This window comes from Gordonia sp. OPL2, assembly GCF_003797825.1.
Lineage (GTDB): Bacteria > Actinomycetota > Actinomycetes > Mycobacteriales > Mycobacteriaceae > Gordonia.
Map to the genome: position 1 here is coordinate 12,499 of NZ_RKME01000028.1, position 18,669 is coordinate 31,167.

17 protein-coding genes are annotated in these 18,669 nt (G+C 62.4%); 6 read left to right on the forward strand and 11 right to left on the reverse strand.

Going from position 1 to position 18,669, the window contains the following annotated elements; translation table 11 throughout:
* Nucleotides 1–5: 5 nt before the first annotated feature.
* The 5 genes from EEB19_RS21320 to EEB19_RS21340 are packed head-to-tail and all read right to left on the reverse strand — an operon-like array spanning nt 6 to nt 5,699.
* The gene (locus tag EEB19_RS21320; RefSeq protein WP_005201339.1) at nt 6–1,046 is read right to left on the reverse strand and encodes an MCE family protein; all 1,041 of its coding nucleotides are present in this window, start codon (nt 1,044–1,046) and stop codon (nt 6–8) included.
* Nucleotides 1,043–2,209 carry an MCE family protein gene (locus EEB19_RS21325; RefSeq protein WP_005201337.1) on the reverse strand — a complete coding sequence of 389 codons (1,167 nt, stop codon included), beginning with the start codon at nt 2,207–2,209 and terminating at the stop codon, nt 1,043–1,045. Before EEB19_RS21325 ends, EEB19_RS21320 begins: the two co-directional genes overlap by 4 nt.
* Complete coding sequence (locus tag EEB19_RS21330) at nt 2,206–3,057, reverse strand: ABC transporter permease (RefSeq protein ID WP_006369842.1); 852 nt, start codon at nt 3,055–3,057, stop codon at nt 2,206–2,208. Before EEB19_RS21330 ends, EEB19_RS21325 begins: the two co-directional genes overlap by 4 nt.
* Nucleotides 3,058–3,114: 57 nt before the next feature.
* On the reverse strand, nt 3,115–3,930 hold the full coding sequence (locus EEB19_RS21335) for an ABC transporter permease (protein ID WP_005201333.1): 816 nt from the start codon (nt 3,928–3,930) through the stop codon (nt 3,115–3,117).
* A complete protein-coding gene (locus tag EEB19_RS21340; protein ID WP_005201331.1) occupies nt 3,927–5,699 on the reverse strand; it encodes a GMC oxidoreductase in 1,773 nt (590 codons plus the stop codon). The genes EEB19_RS21335 and EEB19_RS21340 overlap by 4 nt, the downstream gene beginning before the upstream one ends.
* A 249-nt stretch (nt 5,700–5,948) precedes the next feature.
* Between EEB19_RS21340 and EEB19_RS21345 the strand changes: the two genes are divergently transcribed.
* Nucleotides 5,949–6,557, forward strand: coding sequence for a TetR family transcriptional regulator (locus tag EEB19_RS21345; RefSeq protein WP_005201328.1), 609 nt, complete (start codon nt 5,949–5,951; stop codon nt 6,555–6,557).
* Nucleotides 6,558–7,100: 543 nt separating this feature from the next.
* Here EEB19_RS21345 and EEB19_RS21350 read toward each other — a convergent pair.
* Complete coding sequence (locus EEB19_RS21350; protein ID WP_005195135.1) at nt 7,101–8,117, reverse strand: AraC family transcriptional regulator; 1,017 nt, start codon at nt 8,115–8,117, stop codon at nt 7,101–7,103.
* Between the two features lie 100 nt (nt 8,118–8,217).
* Between EEB19_RS21350 and EEB19_RS21355 the strand changes: the two genes are divergently transcribed.
* From EEB19_RS21355 to EEB19_RS21375, 5 genes are all read left to right on the forward strand, one after another.
* On the forward strand, nt 8,218–8,538 hold the full coding sequence (locus tag EEB19_RS21355; protein WP_005195134.1) for a 2Fe-2S iron-sulfur cluster-binding protein: 321 nt from the start codon (nt 8,218–8,220) through the stop codon (nt 8,536–8,538).
* 25 nt (nt 8,539–8,563) lie between these two features.
* Nucleotides 8,564–9,955, forward strand: a complete 1,392-nt coding sequence (locus tag EEB19_RS21360) for a cytochrome P450 (protein ID WP_005195133.1) — start codon at nt 8,564–8,566, stop codon at nt 9,953–9,955.
* Nucleotides 9,952–11,151, forward strand: a complete 1,200-nt coding sequence (locus EEB19_RS21365) for an NAD(P)/FAD-dependent oxidoreductase (RefSeq protein ID WP_005195132.1) — start codon at nt 9,952–9,954, stop codon at nt 11,149–11,151. The genes EEB19_RS21360 and EEB19_RS21365 overlap by 4 nt, the downstream gene beginning before the upstream one ends.
* Entirely contained in the window at nt 11,148–11,822 is a 675-nt protein-coding gene (locus tag EEB19_RS21370) for a transglutaminase family protein (protein ID WP_005195131.1), read from the forward strand. The genes EEB19_RS21365 and EEB19_RS21370 overlap by 4 nt, the downstream gene beginning before the upstream one ends.
* Before the next feature lie 108 nt (nt 11,823–11,930).
* A complete protein-coding gene (locus EEB19_RS21375; RefSeq protein ID WP_026919815.1) occupies nt 11,931–12,995 on the forward strand; it encodes a BtrH N-terminal domain-containing protein in 1,065 nt (354 codons plus the stop codon).
* 349 nt (nt 12,996–13,344) lie between these two features.
* On the opposite strand, the gene EEB19_RS21380 is transcribed toward EEB19_RS21375, so the two are convergent.
* The 5 genes from EEB19_RS21380 to EEB19_RS21400 all read right to left on the reverse strand — a co-directional run bounded on the left by EEB19_RS21380 (nt 13,345) and on the right by EEB19_RS21400 (nt 18,585).
* Nucleotides 13,345–14,094, reverse strand: coding sequence for a TetR/AcrR family transcriptional regulator (locus EEB19_RS21380; RefSeq protein ID WP_026919816.1), 750 nt, complete (start codon nt 14,092–14,094; stop codon nt 13,345–13,347).
* A gap of 91 nt (nt 14,095–14,185) precedes the next feature.
* Nucleotides 14,186–15,091, reverse strand: a complete 906-nt coding sequence (locus EEB19_RS21385; protein WP_006369630.1) for an alpha/beta fold hydrolase — start codon at nt 15,089–15,091, stop codon at nt 14,186–14,188.
* Nucleotides 15,081–16,151, reverse strand: a complete 1,071-nt coding sequence (locus EEB19_RS21390) for a ferredoxin--NADP reductase (RefSeq protein WP_005195189.1) — start codon at nt 16,149–16,151, stop codon at nt 15,081–15,083. Before EEB19_RS21390 ends, EEB19_RS21385 begins: the two co-directional genes overlap by 11 nt.
* Nucleotides 16,148–17,017 (reverse strand): SDR family oxidoreductase, encoded by an 870-nt coding sequence (locus tag EEB19_RS21395; protein WP_006369629.1) that lies wholly within the window; start codon nt 17,015–17,017, stop codon nt 16,148–16,150. Before EEB19_RS21395 ends, EEB19_RS21390 begins: the two co-directional genes overlap by 4 nt.
* 47 nt (nt 17,018–17,064) lie before the next feature.
* The gene (locus EEB19_RS21400) at nt 17,065–18,585 is read right to left on the reverse strand and encodes an NAD(P)/FAD-dependent oxidoreductase (RefSeq protein WP_005195187.1); all 1,521 of its coding nucleotides are present in this window, start codon (nt 18,583–18,585) and stop codon (nt 17,065–17,067) included.
* Nucleotides 18,586–18,669 lie beyond the last annotated feature (84 nt).

Consider the following 18,669-nt stretch of genomic DNA (forward strand, 5'->3'; position numbering starts at 1 on the left):
CTCCCTCACTTACAGCGCCGAGCTGGGACTTGGACCATCGGTGTGTCCGCATGTCCGCCGTCGAGCGTCGGATAGCGGATCGCGAGGCCGCACACGAAGAAGTTCACAAAACTGCCGTAGCCCGACGACCTGCCCAGAAGCCGATAGGCCTCCGGCATCTTCGCGAGCAGCATGTTGATCGTTGAAGTGTTGCTGTTCAGGTTCTGGGCCAGACCGCGCAGATGCTCGATGTCGGAGGTGAGATCGGGGCGGGCTCGGGACAGCAGCTCGTCGAGCTCGGTGGTCGCGCCCGCGATGTTCGTGAGGCCGTCGGCGATCAGCCGGCGATCACCGGCAAGCTCGGAGACCAGCTCCTGCAACTGGACGACGACGCTGCCGAAGGCCTCCCGGCGATCCGCTACCGTTACGAGCACGGTGTTCAGATCGGTGACCACCGATCCGATCGTCGCGTCGCGATCGGCGATGGTTTCGCCGAGTTCACCCATTTGGGTGATCAGATCGCTGATATCGGCTGTGCGGCCGTTGAGTACCGAGACCAGCGCAGCGGACAGCTTGTTGGTCTGCTCTGGATTCACCCCGGTCAGTAGGGGTTTGAACCCGTTGACGAGTGCATCCATGTCGAGAGCCGGCTTGGTCTGCGATACCGGGATCACGCTGTCGGCTGACCGCCTCCTACCCACGTCTCCGGGGTCGGTCTTCAGCTCGAGGTACCGATCACCGATCAGGTTCTTGTACCTGATGTAGGCGTTGGTGGTGGTCGTCACCGGGATGTGGGAGTCGACGTCCATACGGACCTCTGCTCCCAGACCCGTCTGCGCAGCCGCACCGGAGTCCACGATGTCCACATCGGTGACCTTCCCGACCACCACACCGGCCACCTTGACGTCGTCGCCGGTCCGCAGGCCGGATGCGGACATGAACTGAGCGCGGAAAACCGTTGTCGGACCGAAACGCAGGTCGCCGACGATCACGAACAGAGCCGAGGTGATCAGCGAGCTGACAGCGAGAAAGATCCCCAGCTTGATGGCCGGTCCGGTGATTGTCATTTCGTCATTCCGTAGATCATCGAGGCGAACGGGTTTCCGATGACGTCTTCGATCGACTTCACATCGCGGTACGCGTGACTGCCGTCGTCGAAGTCGACGTGCCCCGGCCCCTTTTCGCCGGGTGCGCGCGGGTAGCCGTAGCAGCTCGGTCCCGCCGTTCCTGCCGTGTGTTCGGGCGCGTCGATGCCCGGTCGGTATGGCGGGTCGCCGATGAGCAGGGTGCCGACGATGTCGAGGCCCGGTCTCGCTCCGCCGAACGCCCGCTCGAGATATTTGCGGCTCGTGTTCAGTCCGTCCAGGAAGCACGGGTAGATCGGTCCGTAGTCTCCGAGCACCTGCGCCGGCGGCGCCAGGGCGTCGGCGGCCTTCACCAGTGGCGTGCCCGCGTTAGTCATGAACCGGTTGCCGGTGTTCCCGAACTCGGTGAAGCTCAACAGGAACGCAGTCAGCTGCGACTGGTTCTCCACAATCGTCTTCGAGGTGGTGGTGAGGTGACGGACGGTGGCCATCAGGTCCGGTGACAGTCCGGCGAATGTGTCGAGATTGTCCGCACCGAGCTCGAGATCCCGTTGCAGAGTTGGCAGTGACTTGTTGAAGGTCGCGAGGTAGGTGTTCACCGAGTCGACCAGCTCGCCGAGCTTCTCGCCCCGATCGACGGTGCCGGTCTGCACAGCGGTCAGGGTTGCATTCACCCGCGCCGGGTCCACACGGTCGAGAATTCCGACAAGCAACTCGAAAGTGTCGTAGACCTCGACCGGCGTTTGCGAGGTGTCGATGGTGGCACCGGCGCTCAACGTCGATGCCGCCGGCTGCTCCGGCATCGTCAGCGCGACGTACTTGCGGCCGAAGAGCGTGGTCGGCTCCATCTCCGCCCGGACGTTCGTCGGCAGATCGCCGAGCTGGTCTTCCTCCACCGCCAGCTCGATGCGAGCGTGATCGCCGTACACGTCGACAGATGCGACACGACCGATCACTACGCCGTACAGCTTGACGTCCGATCCAGGCACCAGCAGCAGCCCCGTGCGCGGGGCGTTCAGGTAGATGGACCCGGTGGCCTGGAACCTGCCGTTGTACGACATCAGCGCAGCCACGACGACGCCCACCACCACGGCGAAGGCGACGAACGCGTACAGCAGGTGTTGTCTGCGTGAGTGTTCGATCATCCCGACACCCGCACAGTCGCGTGGACGCCGCCGTACAAGGCGATACCGACGATGAAGTCGACCATCATGATGATGATCAGTGACGTGCGGACGGCGTGGCCGACAGCGACGCCGACCCCGGCCGGTCCACCGCTGGCGTTGTAGCCGTAGTAGCAGTGCACCGCCATCACGGCGACCGCCATGACGATCACCTTCAACAGTGAGATCGCGATGTCACCGGGCTGCAAGAACAGCCGGAAGTAGTGGTCGTAGGTGCCCGGCGACTGGTCCGACAGGAACACGCTCACGAACTTGGTGGCGGCGTACCCGGTGAAGAGGGCGATCGCGTACAGCGGCACCACAGCGGCGAGTCCCGCCGCGATCCGCGTCGACACCAGATAGGGCAGCGACTGAACCGACATCACCTCGAGCGCGTCGATCTCCTCGCTCACGCGCATGGCACCGAGTTGCGCAGTGAAACCGGAGCCCACCGTCGCCGTGAGTGCGACGCCAGCAATGACCGGGATCGCTTCGCGGGTGTTGAAGAAGGCGGAAATGAAGCCCGACATCGCTTCCACACCGACGCGCCCCAGTGAACTCGATCCCTGTTGACCGACCTCGTATCCGGCTGCAGCCGTGAGGAATCCGATGATCACGACGGTCCCGCCGATGATGGCGAGTGCACCTGCGCCGAGCGACACCTCAGCTAGCAGGCGCAAGGTCTCGCGACGATAGTGGGTCATCGCCTTGGGTACCGCCCGCAGCGCCACCCCGTAGAACGCCAGTTTCTCTCCGAAGGATTCGGCGGGCTTCAGCGCCTTCCCGGCGTCCAACCGGTCGGTCAGTCGCCGCGACGGTTCGGTGGGCATCTGAGTCGATGTCAACGTGGTCCCTGCTCTTGTGTTCGCGCAGTCATGTCGAGGCCTTCAGTGCAGTGCGAGCGTGGTGATGACCGCGTTCGCGAGGAACAGCAGCACAAAGCTGAAGACAACGGTCTGGTTCACGGCGTCGCCGACACCCTTCGGTCCGCCTCCCGCGTTGAAGCCGAGATGGCAGGCCACCAGTGCGGCCAGCAGACCGAAGATGCCGGCCTTGAGCTCGCTGATGAGTAGGTCGGGAATTCCGGTGAGGATCGGGATCGCGGTGATGTATTGACCCGGCGTGGCACCTTGGAGGAAGACGCCGTACACGTATCCCCCGGCCAGGCCGATGGCGGTCACCAGGCCGTTCAGGAACACCGCGACGCCGCAGGAGGCGATCACGCGCGGAACTGCGAGTCGCTGGATCGGGTCGATACCGAGCACCTTCATGGCGTCGATCTCTTCGCGGATGGTGCGCGAACCGAGATCGGCGCAGATCGCGGTGGCACCTGCGCCCGCGACGACGAGAACCGTGACGATGGGTCCGATCTCTCGGATGACGGCCACACCCGCGCCCGCACCGGACAGGTCGATCGCACCGATCTCGTTCAGCAGAACGTTGATCTGGAACACCACCATGACGCAGAACGGGATCGACATCAGCATGGTCGGGACAATCGATACGCTCGCGATGAACCACGCCTGCGCCACCAGCTCACGCCACTGGAAGGGACGCCGTGGGAGCATCTTGACGATGCCCCAGAAGGTGAGGAAGAAGTCGCCGACCATTTCGGTACCGTGGCGCGCCTTCTTGAGAACCGGTGCGAGCGTTGACGATTGGCGTCGTTCCGGGAGCGCTGTTTCGGGGGCGAGTGCGCTCATCGGGCGTCGGAGCTCTCACGCGTTGCGGCCCGCGAGATCTTCTCGTCTGCCACTCGACGGACAGGAATGATGGGCAGTCGCAGCGCTCCAGGCGCCGAGACCGGCACGATCGGCGACCGGGGTTCGGTGGGCTCGATGCGCCGATAACCCGAACCCTGGATCGGGCGAAGGTCCTTCTCCCCCTTGTTCGGCCACAACGCGGCGGCCCGCTCGGCCTGAGCAGCTATGGTCAGCGACGGGTTGACGCCCAGATTCGCGGACACGGCCGAACCGTCGACCACACTCAGCGACGGATAGCCGTACACGCGGTGATATGGGTCGATCACACCGTTGTCCTCATCGTCCCCGATCACGCATCCGCCGAGGAAGTGTGCGGTCATCGGCACGTTGAACACCTCGCCCCACGTTCCGGCGGAGGTGCCGCCGATCTTCTCGGCGATGCGCCGCGTGGCTTCGTTGCCCGCGGGGATCCAGGTGGGATTGGGCTCGCCGTGCCCCTGCTTGCTGGTGAGCCGGCGACCGAACAGACCGCGCTTTGTGAAAGTGGTGATCGAGTTGTCGAGGTTTTGCATCACCAGTGCGATCACGGTCCGCTCGCTCCAGCCCTTCACCGCCAGGACACGTGCTGTGGCGAGTGGATCCCGGAGCGCGACGCCGATGAATCGCAGCCATCGCGGCAACCGTCCGTCGCCGTCGGTCATCGGCGCCTGCAACAACCCCATCGCGTTGGAGCCCTTGCCGTATCGGACGGGTTCGACGTGGGTGTCCGGCGTGGGGTAGAACGACGACGTGATCGCCACGCCCTTGGTGAGGTCGAGGGATTCGTCGACGCGGTAACGGGTGGCCCCGAGGATCGACTCGGAGTTGGTCCTGGTCAACTCGCCCAGTCGCGTCGAGAGCTCAGGAAGGCGGCCGGAGTCCTTGAGCTTGTGCAGCAACTGCTGGGTACCCCAGGTACCCGCCGCGAAGACGACATTGTGAGCGGTGAACGCCTTCTCGCGCTTACGAATCCAGGCACCGGTCTTGACTGTGTCGACTGTCCAGGAGCCATCGGGTCGCTGACGCACGTCGGTGACGGTGGTCAGCGGATTCACCACCACTCCAGCGCGTTCGGCGAGCCCGAGGTAGTTCTTGAGCAGCGTGTTCTTGGCACCGTGACGGCAACCTGTCATGCACTCGCCGCACTCGATGCAGCCGGTGCGATCCGGTCCGACCCCACCGAAGTAGGGATCCGACACGGTACGACCGGGCTCGCCGAAGTACACCCCGACCGGAGTCTGGACAAACGTGTCGCCGACACTCATGTCGTCGGCCACCGACCGGATGATCTCGTCGGCAGGCGTCATGTGCGGGTTGGTGACCACGCCCAGCATGCGACGCGCCTGGTCGTAGTAGGGCGTCAGCTCGTCTTCCCAGTCTGTGATGTGCGCCCACTGCGGATCGCCGAAGAATGCTGATCCCGGCTGGTAAAGGGTGTTGGCGTAGTTGAGAGAGCCCCCCCCGACTCCCGCCCCGGCCAAGATGACACAGTCGCGAAGTAGGTGGATGCGCTGAATCCCGTACGCACCCAGCTTCGGCGCCCACAGGAATCGTCGAACGTCCCAGCTGGTCTTGGCGAAGTCCGCATCGTCGAATCTGCGGCCGGCTTCGAGAACGCCGACCCGGTAGCCCTTCTCTGCCAGGCGAAGGGCGGTGACGCTGCCGCCGAACCCGGAGCCGATCACCAGGACGTCGTAGTCGGTGTCTTTCTCGCTCGCCTCAGCGTTCATTGGATGCTCGCAATCGTCTGTGGGCGTGGGTATTACGTGGCTGATTGAGCCTCTACAGGAACACGTCCCTGTGATGACCGTGTGCCGGTCGCCGCTTCTGTCCGTCCTGGCCAAGCGGGGCGGTGCGGTCGGACACAGTGTGTTGACACTGTGAGATGAACTGTATTGTTTCTACACATAATTGCCTAATGTGTCAAACACTCAGGCGGGCGCCTTAGGCCTGCATGCCAATTCGGGCATGATGGACACATGGCTACGCCCCCGAGCTTCCACGACGAAGTACGCGACCTGCTGCGCGATCGCATACTCGACTCCGCTCGCGATCTCGTGGTGGAACGGGGATGGTCCGCGGTGAACATGTCCCGGGTGGCGCGCGAGGTCGGAATCAGCCGTACGACCCTCTACAACGAGGTCGGGACCAGGGATCAGCTTGCGGCATCGCTGATCGCACGCGAGGCAGACCGCTTCCTCCACGGGGTCGTCGAGGGCATCGCGGACGAACAGGACATCGTTGACGGACTCACAGCCGCCGCGGAGCGCACACTGACCCTTGGTGAGGACAACGAGCTTCTGATGTCGATCATCTCGGGCAGACTCCAGGGCGGCGAACTCCTGTCGCTGGTCACCGTCGACTCAGAGGTCGTCCTCGGGCGGGCGACGCAGGTGGTAGCCGATCAGATCCGTTCTCGGAAGCCCGATCTCGACGAATTCGCGCTGGAGTCGATCACCGAGATCTTCGTACGACTCACCGTGAGCCACCTGCTCCAGCTCCGGGGTTCGCGTGCCGAATCCGTCGTGCAGATCCACGCTGTCATTCTCGCCTTGTTCGCAAGCCCGCCAGCTCCCCCGGCGGGATGACGCGTGGACGGAACAAGCCAAGCCGAGCGCTTTGAGAACACTGATCCCCATCTTCGGGAATCGCTTGTGCAGCCAGGTGGCCAGCGCCATTCCCAGGGAAAGATGGCCTCACGCCGGTTGGTGCGTATCGCCCGGACAGTTCGTCGAGCGACGTCTTCGGGCTCCAGAACCGGAAACCACTGCGACATCCGGGGGTACCACCCCATGTCTGCATCGTTCCGTTCGAAGTAGTCGGTGTTGACCTCCGAAGGGCAGACGAGTGAGACTCCGATGCCATAACGACCGACTTCCTCGCCGAGACTGTTCGAGAACCCCACCATGGCGGCCATAACGGTGGCTAGAACGAACCGGCTGGTGTCCTCGGCGAGGCGGCAGACGTTGAGGTGTGGCTGAGAATTGCCGCGTAGGCGATGCTGGCTGACTTGTAACGACCGTGCGCTTCGGACGGGGCGGGCCCGGGTTACCGTATCGAAACGTTATGAACCAGTCGCGAAATTCGTTGTGGTGTAATCAGCTGACGCCCCGATTGGGCTGGTCGAGCATTCATGCGGCTGGCGGGCGTGCACGTCGAAGTCGAAACTGCGACGGGGAGCAGCCGACCCACCGAGCAAACGCATGAGAAAAGCTTGCGACGTCGCAGTACCCCAGTTCGGTAGCAATCTGGCCGATTCCGACGCCGGGATCGAGAAGTCGGAGGATGGCGTGCTCCTGCATGAATTGCTGTCGTAGGCGGCGCAGGGTGGTGCCCTCGGCGTGTAGGTGCCGTTTGAGTGTGCTTACCGATACCGACAGCTCTGCTGCGATCCGACTAGCGTTGACTCGAGCAGGGTCTGCATCAAACTGGGCTCGGACGCGCTGCGTGTACGAGTTGTGACGCCGCTGATCGCAGAGCCGTCGCAGTTCGGCGGTACCGATCCGGTAGGCGACGGGATCGGAAAAGCGGCACACCTCATGAAGCGCCTCGGCTGGTATGCGAACAAATGACGCTGGCGCATCGAAGACGACTCGATGCCCTATCTCTCCCACGTTCAGCGGCTCGGTCGGCGCCGGGCAGGTCAGGTGTAACTCTGCTGAGGACACATCTCCTGTGAGTATTTTCACCAGACGCAGAACGGTCAGGCCCCCATAAGTGACGGCAAAGCAGTCGGTACCCGCGCTGTCGGTGCGCCCTGCGAGACCGATGGTAAGACCACTGGCGCCATGATGAAAGTCCGCACTTAGCGCCGTCGAGATCAACGGCAGAAAACGAAGCAACTCGACGATGTCAACGACCGACCCGGCACTGACCAGCGGCAGGCTCAGTGGACCGAAGGAGGTCAGCTGAGCGTGCTCAGCGAATGCGAGGCCCAGCCGAAACCCGTCGTGCGGCCCCATCGTCGGATACACGTCATGAAACCATTGCATCGGCACCTGCGCTTCTTGCGTGATCAACGTTCTGAGGTCGGTGCCCTCCTGGGCCATTATCCGACCGAATGCGCTCGTCGCCTCCGTGCCCAGCGCACCGCTGTCGAGAAGCTGTGCAAACGCCAACGGGGGCACACCGGATTCACCGAGGGTCACGTGAGCCAGATTAACAACAGATTGCGACGTTCACACATGGATCGGTCGGGATCCGCACATTCACACTCAAGGGGAACCTCATACGTGCAAGGAGGTGGCCATGGCCACGATCACATACATCACCCACGATGGAGACGACTACGAAGCCGATCTCGTGGAGGGGAAGTCGCTCATGCAGACCGCCGTCGACGAAGCCGTCCCCGGCATCGACGGTGATTGTGGTGGCGAAGCGGCCTGCGGTACGTGTCACGTCATTGTCGACCCGGCGTGGATCAAGACCGTCGGGCGCAGCGGCGAGGGCGAGGAAGAGATGCTGAGCATGCATCCGGAACGGGAAGGAACCTCGCGGCTGTCCTGCCAGATGATCGCGACTGAGGAGTGGGACGGCCTGACTGTTCGCCTCCCGGAATTCCAACTCTGACCCGCAACGACGAAGGAATGCAATCATGAGCATCGCAGCCACCGTCGCCGAGAAGGCGCAATCAATGATCCCGATCGACCTTCAGATCCGGGGGGCGCATGTCTATGACAAGACCCGCCGAATCGTCACAAGGACCGACGGCCAGAAGATCTTCACCGAGACCCCGATCCCGCCGGTGGACGAGGTCGATCTCGCCGAAATCGACCTGAGTAACCCGTTCCTGTATCGCCAGGGTATGTGGCGCTCGTACTTCGAGCGTGTCCGCAACGAGGCGCCGGTGCACTTCCGTTCGGAGAGCCCCTTCGGTCCGTTCTGGTCGGTCACGCGACACGCCGACATCATCGCGGTCGACAAGAATCACGAGGCGTTCTCCGCCGAACCGTTCATCATCATCGGCAGGCCCCCGCGTTTCATGGACATCGCGATGTTCATCGCGATGGATCCGCCCCGGCACGACAAGCAGCGCGCCGCAGTGCAGGGCGTGGTGGCTCCGAAGAACCTTCGTGAGATGGAGGGGCTCATCCGCGCGCGCGTCCGCGAAGTCCTCGACGGCCTCCCACTCAACGAGCCGTTTGACTGGGTCCAGACTGTGTCGATCGAACTCACTGCACGCATGCTCGCGACGCTACTTGACTTCCCTTACGACAAGCGGCACAAGCTGGTCGAATGGTCCGACCTCGCGACCTCGATGGAGCAGGCCAACGGCGGCCCCTCGGACAACGACAGGGTCTTCCGTGAGATGGTCGCGATGGCGCAAGGCCTGAGTTCGCTGTGGCGGGACAAGGCGGCACGTACCGTGGCCGGCGAAGAGCCTGGCTTCGACCTCATCACCATGCTGCAAAGCAACGAGGACACCAAGAACCTCCTCGACGATCGCCCCATGGAGTTCCTCGGTAACCTCGTGCTGCTGATCGTCGGCGGCAATGACACGACCCGCAACTCCATGAGCGGCGGAGTGCTGGCCCTCAACGAATACCCCGAGCAGTTCGAGAAGCTCAAGGCCAACCCCGACCTCATCCCCAACGCGGTGTCGGAGATCATCCGCTGGCAGACCCCTCTTGCTTACATGCGCAGGGTCGCCAAGAAGGACGTCATGCTCGGCGGCCAGTTCATCCGCAAGGGTGACAAGGTGGTGATGTGGTACGCCTCGGGCAACCGAGACGAGCGCGTCTTCGAGCGTCCAGACGAGCTCATCATCGACCGGGCCAACGCCCGCAACCACATCGCGTTCGGTTTCGGTGTACACCGCTGCATGGGCAACCGGCTCGCCGAGCTCCAGCTACGCATCCTGTGGGAGGAGCTCCTCCCTCGCTTCGACAACATCGAGGTGGTGGGTGAGCCGGAGTACGTGCAATCGAACTTTGTCCGTGGGATCAGCAAGATGATGGTTCGCCTGACCCCCAAGGGGGAAATGTGACGGCTGATCAGGTCGTCATCCTCGGCGCGAGCCACGCCGGCGTCCAACTCGCGGGCGCTCTCCGAAAGGAGAAATGGGCCGGGGATGTCTTGCTGATCGGCGACGAGGGCAGGCTCCCCTACCAGCGTCCACCGCTGTCCAAGGCATACCTGGCAGGTGCATCACAGCTTGATGACTGCGCGATCCGCGGACGTCAGTTCTACGACAAGCAGCGGATCGAGCTCGTGGACGGAACGGCGACGGCGATCAACCGTTCCGCGCACACCGTCACCCTCAACAGTGGAGACGTGGTGTCTTACGCCACGCTGGCACTGTGCACCGGCGCGCGCGCCCGCGCGCTGACCGTTCCGGGCGCCGAGTTGACGGGCGTCCACTACTTGCGCACCGCCACCGACGTCGAGGCCATCCGTGCCGCGGTGGTGCCAGGTTGCCGGGCCGTCATCGTCGGCGGCGGCTATATCGGCCTGGAGACGGCCGCCTCACTTCGAGCTCAGGGTGTGGACGTCACTGTTCTCGAGGCTGCGGAACGCGTGCTCGAGCGGGTGACCGCGCCGGTGGTCTCGAGGTTTTTCGACCGTACCCACCGGACCGAGGGTGTCGATGTTCGCACCAGCGCGTTGGTCGAGGGTTTTCGCGGGGAGGGGCGAGTCGAAGAGGTGGTGCTCGCCGACGGTGAGACCCTGGCCGCGGACCTCGTCATCGTCGGTGTCGGCATCATTCCCAACACGGATCTCGCGGTCGCCGCGGGCCTCGAGGTTGACGACGGAGTCATCGTCGACGACCATGCACGCACCAGCGACCCCGACATCGTCGCCGCCGGCGACTGCGTCAACCAACGGATCGCACGGTACGACAGGCGCGTCCGCCTCGAATGTGTGGCGGCCGCCACCGAGCAGGCCAAGGTCGCGGCAGCGACCATCTGCGGCAACGAAGCCGGTCTCACCGCGCTGCCTTGGTTCTGGTCCGATCAATACGATCTGAAGCTGCAGATCGCCGGGCTCAACACCGGGTACGACGAGGTACTGGTCAGCGGTGACCCTGACCACGACCGTGACTTCACCTGTTACTACTTCAACGACGGCGAGCTGATCGCCGCGGACTGCGTCAACAGACCCAAGGATTTCATGAACGCGAAGCGTACGATCGCACAGCGTTCGTCGCTCGACAGGTCCGAACTGATCGGAGCCACACCATGACCACATCACCCGCGGCAGCGGAAAGGCCGGCGGCGGCGCTCACAGCATCGACCTTCCTCGACATCCATCACGCGACCGTGCAGGCCTTCACCCAAGACGCGGTCGGCGACGCGGACACCGATCGCGAGAAGGCGCGGCGCCTCTTCGCCGCAGTCCGAGACCAGATCCGTTACGACCCCTACACCGTCTCTGACAAGCCCGATCATTACCGGGCCAGCCATGTCATCGAGTCCGGACGTGGGTACTGCGTACCCAAAGCGGTCGTACTGACAGCCGCGTTCCGCGCGGCAAACATACCGGCCCGGCTCGGCTTCGCTGATGTACGCAATCATCTGCAGACCGACGCGCTGCGCGAACTCATGGGAACCGACGTCTTCGTATATCACGGATACAGCCACGTCTACATCGAGGGGCGCTGGTTGAAAGCTACACCCGCGTTCAACATTGAATTGTGCACTCGATTCGGGGTCCCACCTATCGACTTCACCGGCGATCGCGACGCGTTGTTTCACGCGCACGCGGCGGACGGCTCCGCGCACATGGAGTACGTGCACGAACGCGGCGTCTACAACGACTTGCCCCTCGAGGAAATCCTGGCGGGCCTGCGGCATGCCTACGGCCCTCTGATCTTCTCGGGACGGCCAGCTCCGTCCGACGCATTCCGCGCATAGTGTGCGCTCCGGCGGGCTACCGCCGCAGGTTACTGCCCGCTCGAACACCCGTGCCACCACCTGTCGGCCAGATCCCGTCGCACAGTGTCCACCACCACTAGGGAGACCATGACAATGTCCGAGTCATTGCTCGACACCTATCCACACCGAATGGGCGGCCATTGCGGCTCCAGCGCGATGCGCGACTTGATGGAGTGGTCGGGACTAGGCTTCGACGGGCCACCGAACGAGGGTCTGGTGTTCGCTCTGGGCGGAGCACTCTCGCTCACGTATGTTCGCACCGACGCCCTCGTGCCGCCGTTGTATCTGGTAGGACGTGGTCCTGACTTCGAGATGGACCTCCCCCGCCGTCTCGGCGCTACGGTGGAGGTCCGGTCCACCGACGATCCCCAGCTAGGGTGGGATCTCGTCCGCGACGAACTCGACCGCGGCCGGCCCGCGCTCGTGTGGGCCGAAATTGCTGAATTGCCCTACCTGCGCGTTCAGTTGCGCATGAGTCGCCACGATATCGTCATAGTGGGCTACGACAGCGACGCAGAAATCGCTTACGTCGCAGACAACGATCGCGTCGAAATTCAACAGGTTCCCTTCGACGCGCTGGCGCGAGCCCGACGCTCGATGACCTTCCCCGAGCCGACCCGACATACGCTCTTCCGCATTGACTGGCCCGAGGCGCTACCGTCAATCGCCGTCGTGGCTGCGGAGGCGTTCGCGCAATCTGCGGCATGCATGCGCGCGCCCGCAGGATCCACGATCGCCGGCCCTGTCGAACACTCGGGGACACACGGAATAGACGCAGCCCTAGCACTATCCTCTGACGTGGTGCTCTGGCATGAGCTGCCCTCCGACGTGCTCGAAGTCCACCTATTCAGTCTTGGTGCATTCATCGAGAAGGCAGGTACGGGTGGTGGCCTGTTCCGACGACTACTCGCGTGTGGCTGCGACGAGATCGCCCGACTGACCGGCGATGCTGCAACCAGCGACCTTGCCAGAGATGCTCACCGAGCGGCTGCAGCATGGACATCAGTCGCTCAGGCGGCCGTACACAAGGGCTCGACCGCTGCTACCCGGCTCGACCACGTCATCGAGGCCGCGGCGGTTCTAACTGACACTGAGTCGAGCCTTGCCACCTCACTGGACTCCGCCGCCAGATCCCTAAGGTCCGCCGTTTAGAAGAACTGCCAGCACCGCATCGGTGAGTGGCTGGCCCTAGCCCGGCCCTTTCGCATCTGGATCGACTGAGGTGGGTCGCTACCGGAGTCCGACGGGGTGAACCACGAGATCGTGGGCATCAGTTCCTACGAGTTGATTCGGTCCTACTGGTCGCGCCAGACCTGGGGCCTGACTGGCTCGCCGGCTTCATCACCGGGGGCGACGTGATGACACTAGATCAGGTGGTAGACGACGAGTCGTTCGACCCGCCCATCCGACACTTGGACAAGTGCTCCTCGCGATAAGGAACACAGTTGTGATCAAATACTGAGGGCGGAGACTGGGGCGGCACCGTCTCTCGCGAGCGGGATCAGTCTAGTCCGAGGCGAGTGGCGAACGCGGGGTCGCCGAAGGGTCTGTCTCTGCGGAAGCGAACGCCCACTGTGGCCGCAGCGCCGTCAATGATCCCCCACGACGTCTGATAGAGGTGCGCGGAGAACAGGTCCTTGCTCATTCCATTGAGCCGACCGTGATCGATCCACCATTGGGTAGCTGATAGGCCCGCCCCCAAGATGGAGGCCACTACGACGGCGACGAGGGACTCGTCGGCACCGACCGATTGGAGGCTACGGGCGAACTCGTCGGAAATAATATCCATTGCCGATCTCAGCTGATCCGCGGCCCCTCCCTCGCCGGACTCAGAATACTGAAACATGTGGTTCGTCATGAGGAAGCGGACGACCGCCGGATGCTCGTCGACCAATGACACGTATGCGGAGATCGCTGACCGGAAGAGCTCGTCGACGGAGTCCTGCTGTCCGGAGAGCAGAGTTGACTGTGCGGACTCCCACATCATCGAACCCAAACGTGCTGCCACAGCGGAATAGAGCCCAGCTCGGTCACCGAAATGGCGATAAAGCTTCGGCTTCGACGCCCCTGCCTCTTCCGCGAAGTCGTCCATGCTCACAGCGTCGCCAAACTTCTCGATCGCGCGTATTGCCGCGTCGACGAGTTCAGCCTTCACGATAGCGCGGTGGTCGTCCCAACGCGTGCTTCGTGCATCGCGCACACGACGTTGCACTTTCACCGGGGCTGCGGAGATTCGACGGACTACAGACATGACCCACCACGCTACCAGGATGGTTGACCGTCGCCCCAATAAGCACGTGGCGCACGCATGCAGTCGGCAGAGACATGGGTCGAAACGAGCTTCAAGCGGATCTGTCTAACCTGGCCACAGCTGAATTGAAGTCTTCAACGGCCTCTAGGTTGGACATGTGACCGACCTTGTCGAGAAGAGTGAATTCAAATAGAACGCCCTGCCGACCCAGTCGCGCTGCGAGATCCACCGAATGGGCCGCCGGGGTCAGTCTGTCGGCATCGCCCACGATGACCGCCGCCGGCACTGTCAGCGAGTCAACACCCCTGCTGACGTCGATTGTCGCCAAAACCGCACCCCACATCCCCCGCACCTGTGGTGGGCATCGCAACACGATGTCGGCGCACTCATCGATTACCTCGACAGTCGCGCCCGGGCCCAGGGTTCCGTAACGAATCAGGCGGCGAGACAAACGCGTGTCCTGCATCTCGGGTCCCGCGACCGCAAGACTAGCCGCGAAGGCCCGTTCAAGTCTCGGTCGTAGCTGGCGGGGAACTTTGAGTAACGTTGACCGATCCACCAACTGTGATGGCCCGGTGCTTGCCAGTACTACTCCGCGGGCCAGCTCCGACACCGAGGCTGGGTACTCAGCTGCCCAGCTCATGATGGACATACCTCCCATGCTGTGTCCGACCACGACAGCCTTGTCGGTGGGAGTGGCTACCGCCCGAACTACGGACTCCAAGTCATCGGCCAGAAGTCTCGCCGAGAACGGTACCCGGCCCCGGTCGCTCCACCCGTGTCCGCGTTGGTCGTAGACCACTACCCTATGCGTCGCCGCGAACTGTTCGATCTGTGGCCGCCAGAAACGCCCCTGACAGGCCCAGCCGTGACTAAAGACTAGAAGTGGAGCATCCCGGCCCGAGCCGAATTCCTGGGCGAACAACCTGGTTCCGTCGGAGGAGAGGACCTCGAGGTGCCGCGATCCTCGCGACTCGCTCGCTATCTCAGAGGTCATCGAAGCTCACCGTGACTGCATCCGTCAGCGGAAGTGCCTGACACGCAAGCCGTTCACCGTCGGCAATGTCATCTTCAACGAGGATGTGGTTTTGTGCCATTTCTACATCACCCTCAACCAGCTTGCATACGCACGCGCTGCAGGCCCCTTCTCGGCAGGAGTACGGGGCATTGTGACCTTGGGCCAATAGCACGTCGAGCAACGGAGTGTTGCGCGGCCACTCAGTCGTGATGGACTGCCCATTCAGATAGACCGTGGCGGTCGCCACACCATCGTCGTCACTGAGCTGACGCATCGTGGCTGTCTCGAATGGATCTCCGGTCAGTGACTGAAAGACTTCTCGATGTACCGAGGCGTGCTCGACACCGCAGGCCTCCGCCGACTTCTGAACCAGATCCATGAACGGCGCCGGACCACAGGTGTAGATCTGTGCACCGCGGTGCTCACGTATGGCGGATTCGACATCCTCAGGTGCCGGAATCCCCATAGCCGACTCCAACCAGTGGAAGACCGTGAAACGCTCGGGGAACTCGGAGGCGATCTGCGCCAGTTGGCCCTCGTACATGATCGACTCGGCATCGCGATTCGCGTAGAACAGTGTGACTTCGCCCCCGCCGCACACAAGCGCCGACTTAATCAGCGACAAGACCGGAGTGATCCCACTTCCTCCTGCAAAGAATAGAAAATCGACGTCGAGATTCTTAGCCGTGAAGTGCCCCGACGGCGGGAGGACGGTCAACTCCATTCCCGTCATCGCGTTGTCGCACAGCCAGTTCGATGCGTAACCGTTCTCCGTCCGCTTGATCCCGATCTCGAGACGGAAGTCCTCGACGTGAGGCGAGCTGCTCAACGAGTAGCATCGTGCGACATGACCGGTCCGATCAGATGGGATCTTCACGGTGATGAATTGCCCTGGGACATGCTTGAACTCCTCGACCATGGCATCGGGGATCTCGAACGAAATGGTGACGGAGTCTTTCGTTTCCTGGGTCACTTCTGAGACGCGCAAGGTGCGTGAGCGGGCTGCGGCAGCCGGACGTGCATCGGGTTCGACGGTCACTTGAGGATCCCCTGTCTACGTGCGACCGCGTAACCCGCCCGTGTCAGTGGCGCCGCGATGTCCTGGTAGCGGGGACCGATCACCCGTGCCACGAAGTCGAAACCGCGGGCGTCCGCACCGATCAACACTCGTGCCTTCTTCTTGTCCATACCTTTGAGGATTGTCGCCGCTGCTTTATCCGGGGTGCTTCGTGCGATCCTGTCGAACAGCGAGGCGACAGTCGCGGTGTCTGCCCCCATGGCGGAAACGCCTCGGGCATTGTTGACGATGTTGGTTTTTACACCCCCCGGGTGCACACATGTCACTGTGACCGGGTATCGACTGATTTTCATCTCCTGTCGGAGCGCCTCGGTGAAGCCTCTGACGCCGAATTTCGCGGCATTGTATGCGCTCTGGCTGGGGATTCCGATCAAGCCGAAGACGCTCGACGTGTTAATGAGATGTCCGTCCCCGGACGCGATCAGGTGAGGCAGAAACGCCTTCGACCCGTTAACGACTCCGCCAAAGTTGATGCCCATGAGCCAGTCGAAGTCTTCCCAGGTCATGTCGACCACGTCGACGCCCAAGGCCACGCCGGCGTTATTGAACACCATGTCGACGTGGCCCGACTCTGACCGCACTCCGTCGGCATAGTCCTGAAACGCACTGCGGTCCGCAACGTCTAGTACGGCGGCGGTTACCGTCGCCGCATACGTGGTGCGGCAAAGTTCTGCAGTCTCCTTCAAGTGCATCTCATCAATGTCGGACAGTGCCAGTGCGGCACCTCGCTCCGCCAACTGGAGTGCCAGAGACCGACCGATCCCTGACGCGGCACCGGTGATCACTGCCACCTTGCCTGTGTAATCATGCCGGTCAGAATTGCTCACTGTCGTCTCACCATTTCTACGAATCGTGTCTCTCCGTGCGTTCGGGCTCAGGCGATGTCGTACTCGGCGGGGTCGAAATCTTTTGTGGCGCGCCAGTACTGCCATGTGAAGCCCGGCCACACGGTCCGGTTGACGCCCTGCGAGTCGAGATACCAACTCGTGCAGCCGCCGTTGGTCCACACTCCCTTGGCCAGCTTCCGCTGGATGTCGGTGTTGAACTGTTCTTGCACGGACGGGCGTACGTCAACCTTCTCAGCGCCTCGGCTTTCTACTGTGTCGATGGCCTTCATGATGTATTTGATCTGTTGCTCGATCATGAACACCACTGAGTTGTGGCCGAGGCCCGTGTTGGGTCCGAGGAGGAAAAACAGGTTGGGAAAACCCTTGGTCGTGATGCCCAGGTGCGTGTTAATCCCCGTCTGATGCCAGTGGGACGGGAGATCCTCGCCAGTGGCACCTTTCAGGGCGAGCTGATCGAAACCATCAGTCACGTGAAAACCGGTCGCATAAATAATTACGTCGATGAGGTGCTCGACGCCGTCTGAGGTGATGATGGAATCAGCGGTGACCCTCTCAATCCGATCGCTGATGACGGTGGTGTTGGGCGCCGCAAGTGCAGGGTAATAGTCGTTTGATCCCAGAATTCGCTTACAGCCGATGCGATATGACGGGGTCAGTTTCTTGCGTAGTGCCGGATCAGAGATGGAGCGTTCAATGTTCCACCGAGCGACCCGTTCGATTGGCCGCATAAGGTTGGAGTGACCGTTGAGGCCGAAGGCTAGGCTCTCCGCACCCCAGTACACCGACCACCTGGCGATACGACGTGCAATCGGGAGTCTGCTCAGAAGAGTCCGCAGGGCCGGCGGAACGGTGAAATTCTTGCGGGGTAGGACCCAGGCAGGGGTTCGCTGGAAGACCTTGAGGGACATGGCCTCCTTCTGTACGAACGGCACAAACTGGATAGCGCTGGCACCAGTGCCGATCACGGCGACACGCTTGCCCTCCAGATCCACCGAATGATCCCACTGTGCGGAGTGAAACGCTTCGCCTTTAAAGTCCTCAATCCCCGAAATTTCGGGAAAATTGGGGATATGCAGCGCACCGACTCCTGAAACTACGAACTGAGCAATGTACTCACGTCCGGACTCAGTACGCAGGTGCCACCGCGACTCTGACTCGCTCCAGTATCCGGAAACCAACTTCTGACCGAAATGAATCTTTTGTGTCACGCCGCGCTTGTCCGCGACGTCTTGTAGATACCGCTCAATTTCTGGTTGTGACGACCACACCTTCGACCAGCTACCTCGACTTTCGAATGAGTACGAGTACATCAGCGACGGGACGTCACATGCACAGCCCGGATAGGTATTGTCGCGCCAGGTTCCACCGACGGAGCTTGCCTTCTCCAGGATTAGAAAGTCGCTGTACCCGCGACGTCTTAGCTGTGCGGCCATCCCGAGACCAGAGAACCCGCTTCCGATGATCAGAATCTTGGTCGAAATCGGGTCGTCGGTTGAGTCGGTTTTGGCGGCGGCGCGCGAGGCGCGCCGGGTAGTTGAAGATGCCATGTTTATGCTTTCTCCCTCGTGGGTTCGTTGGCACAACACATCACCTGCGCACAGTGGCAGCGGGTGATCTGTTGAGGCGGAAGT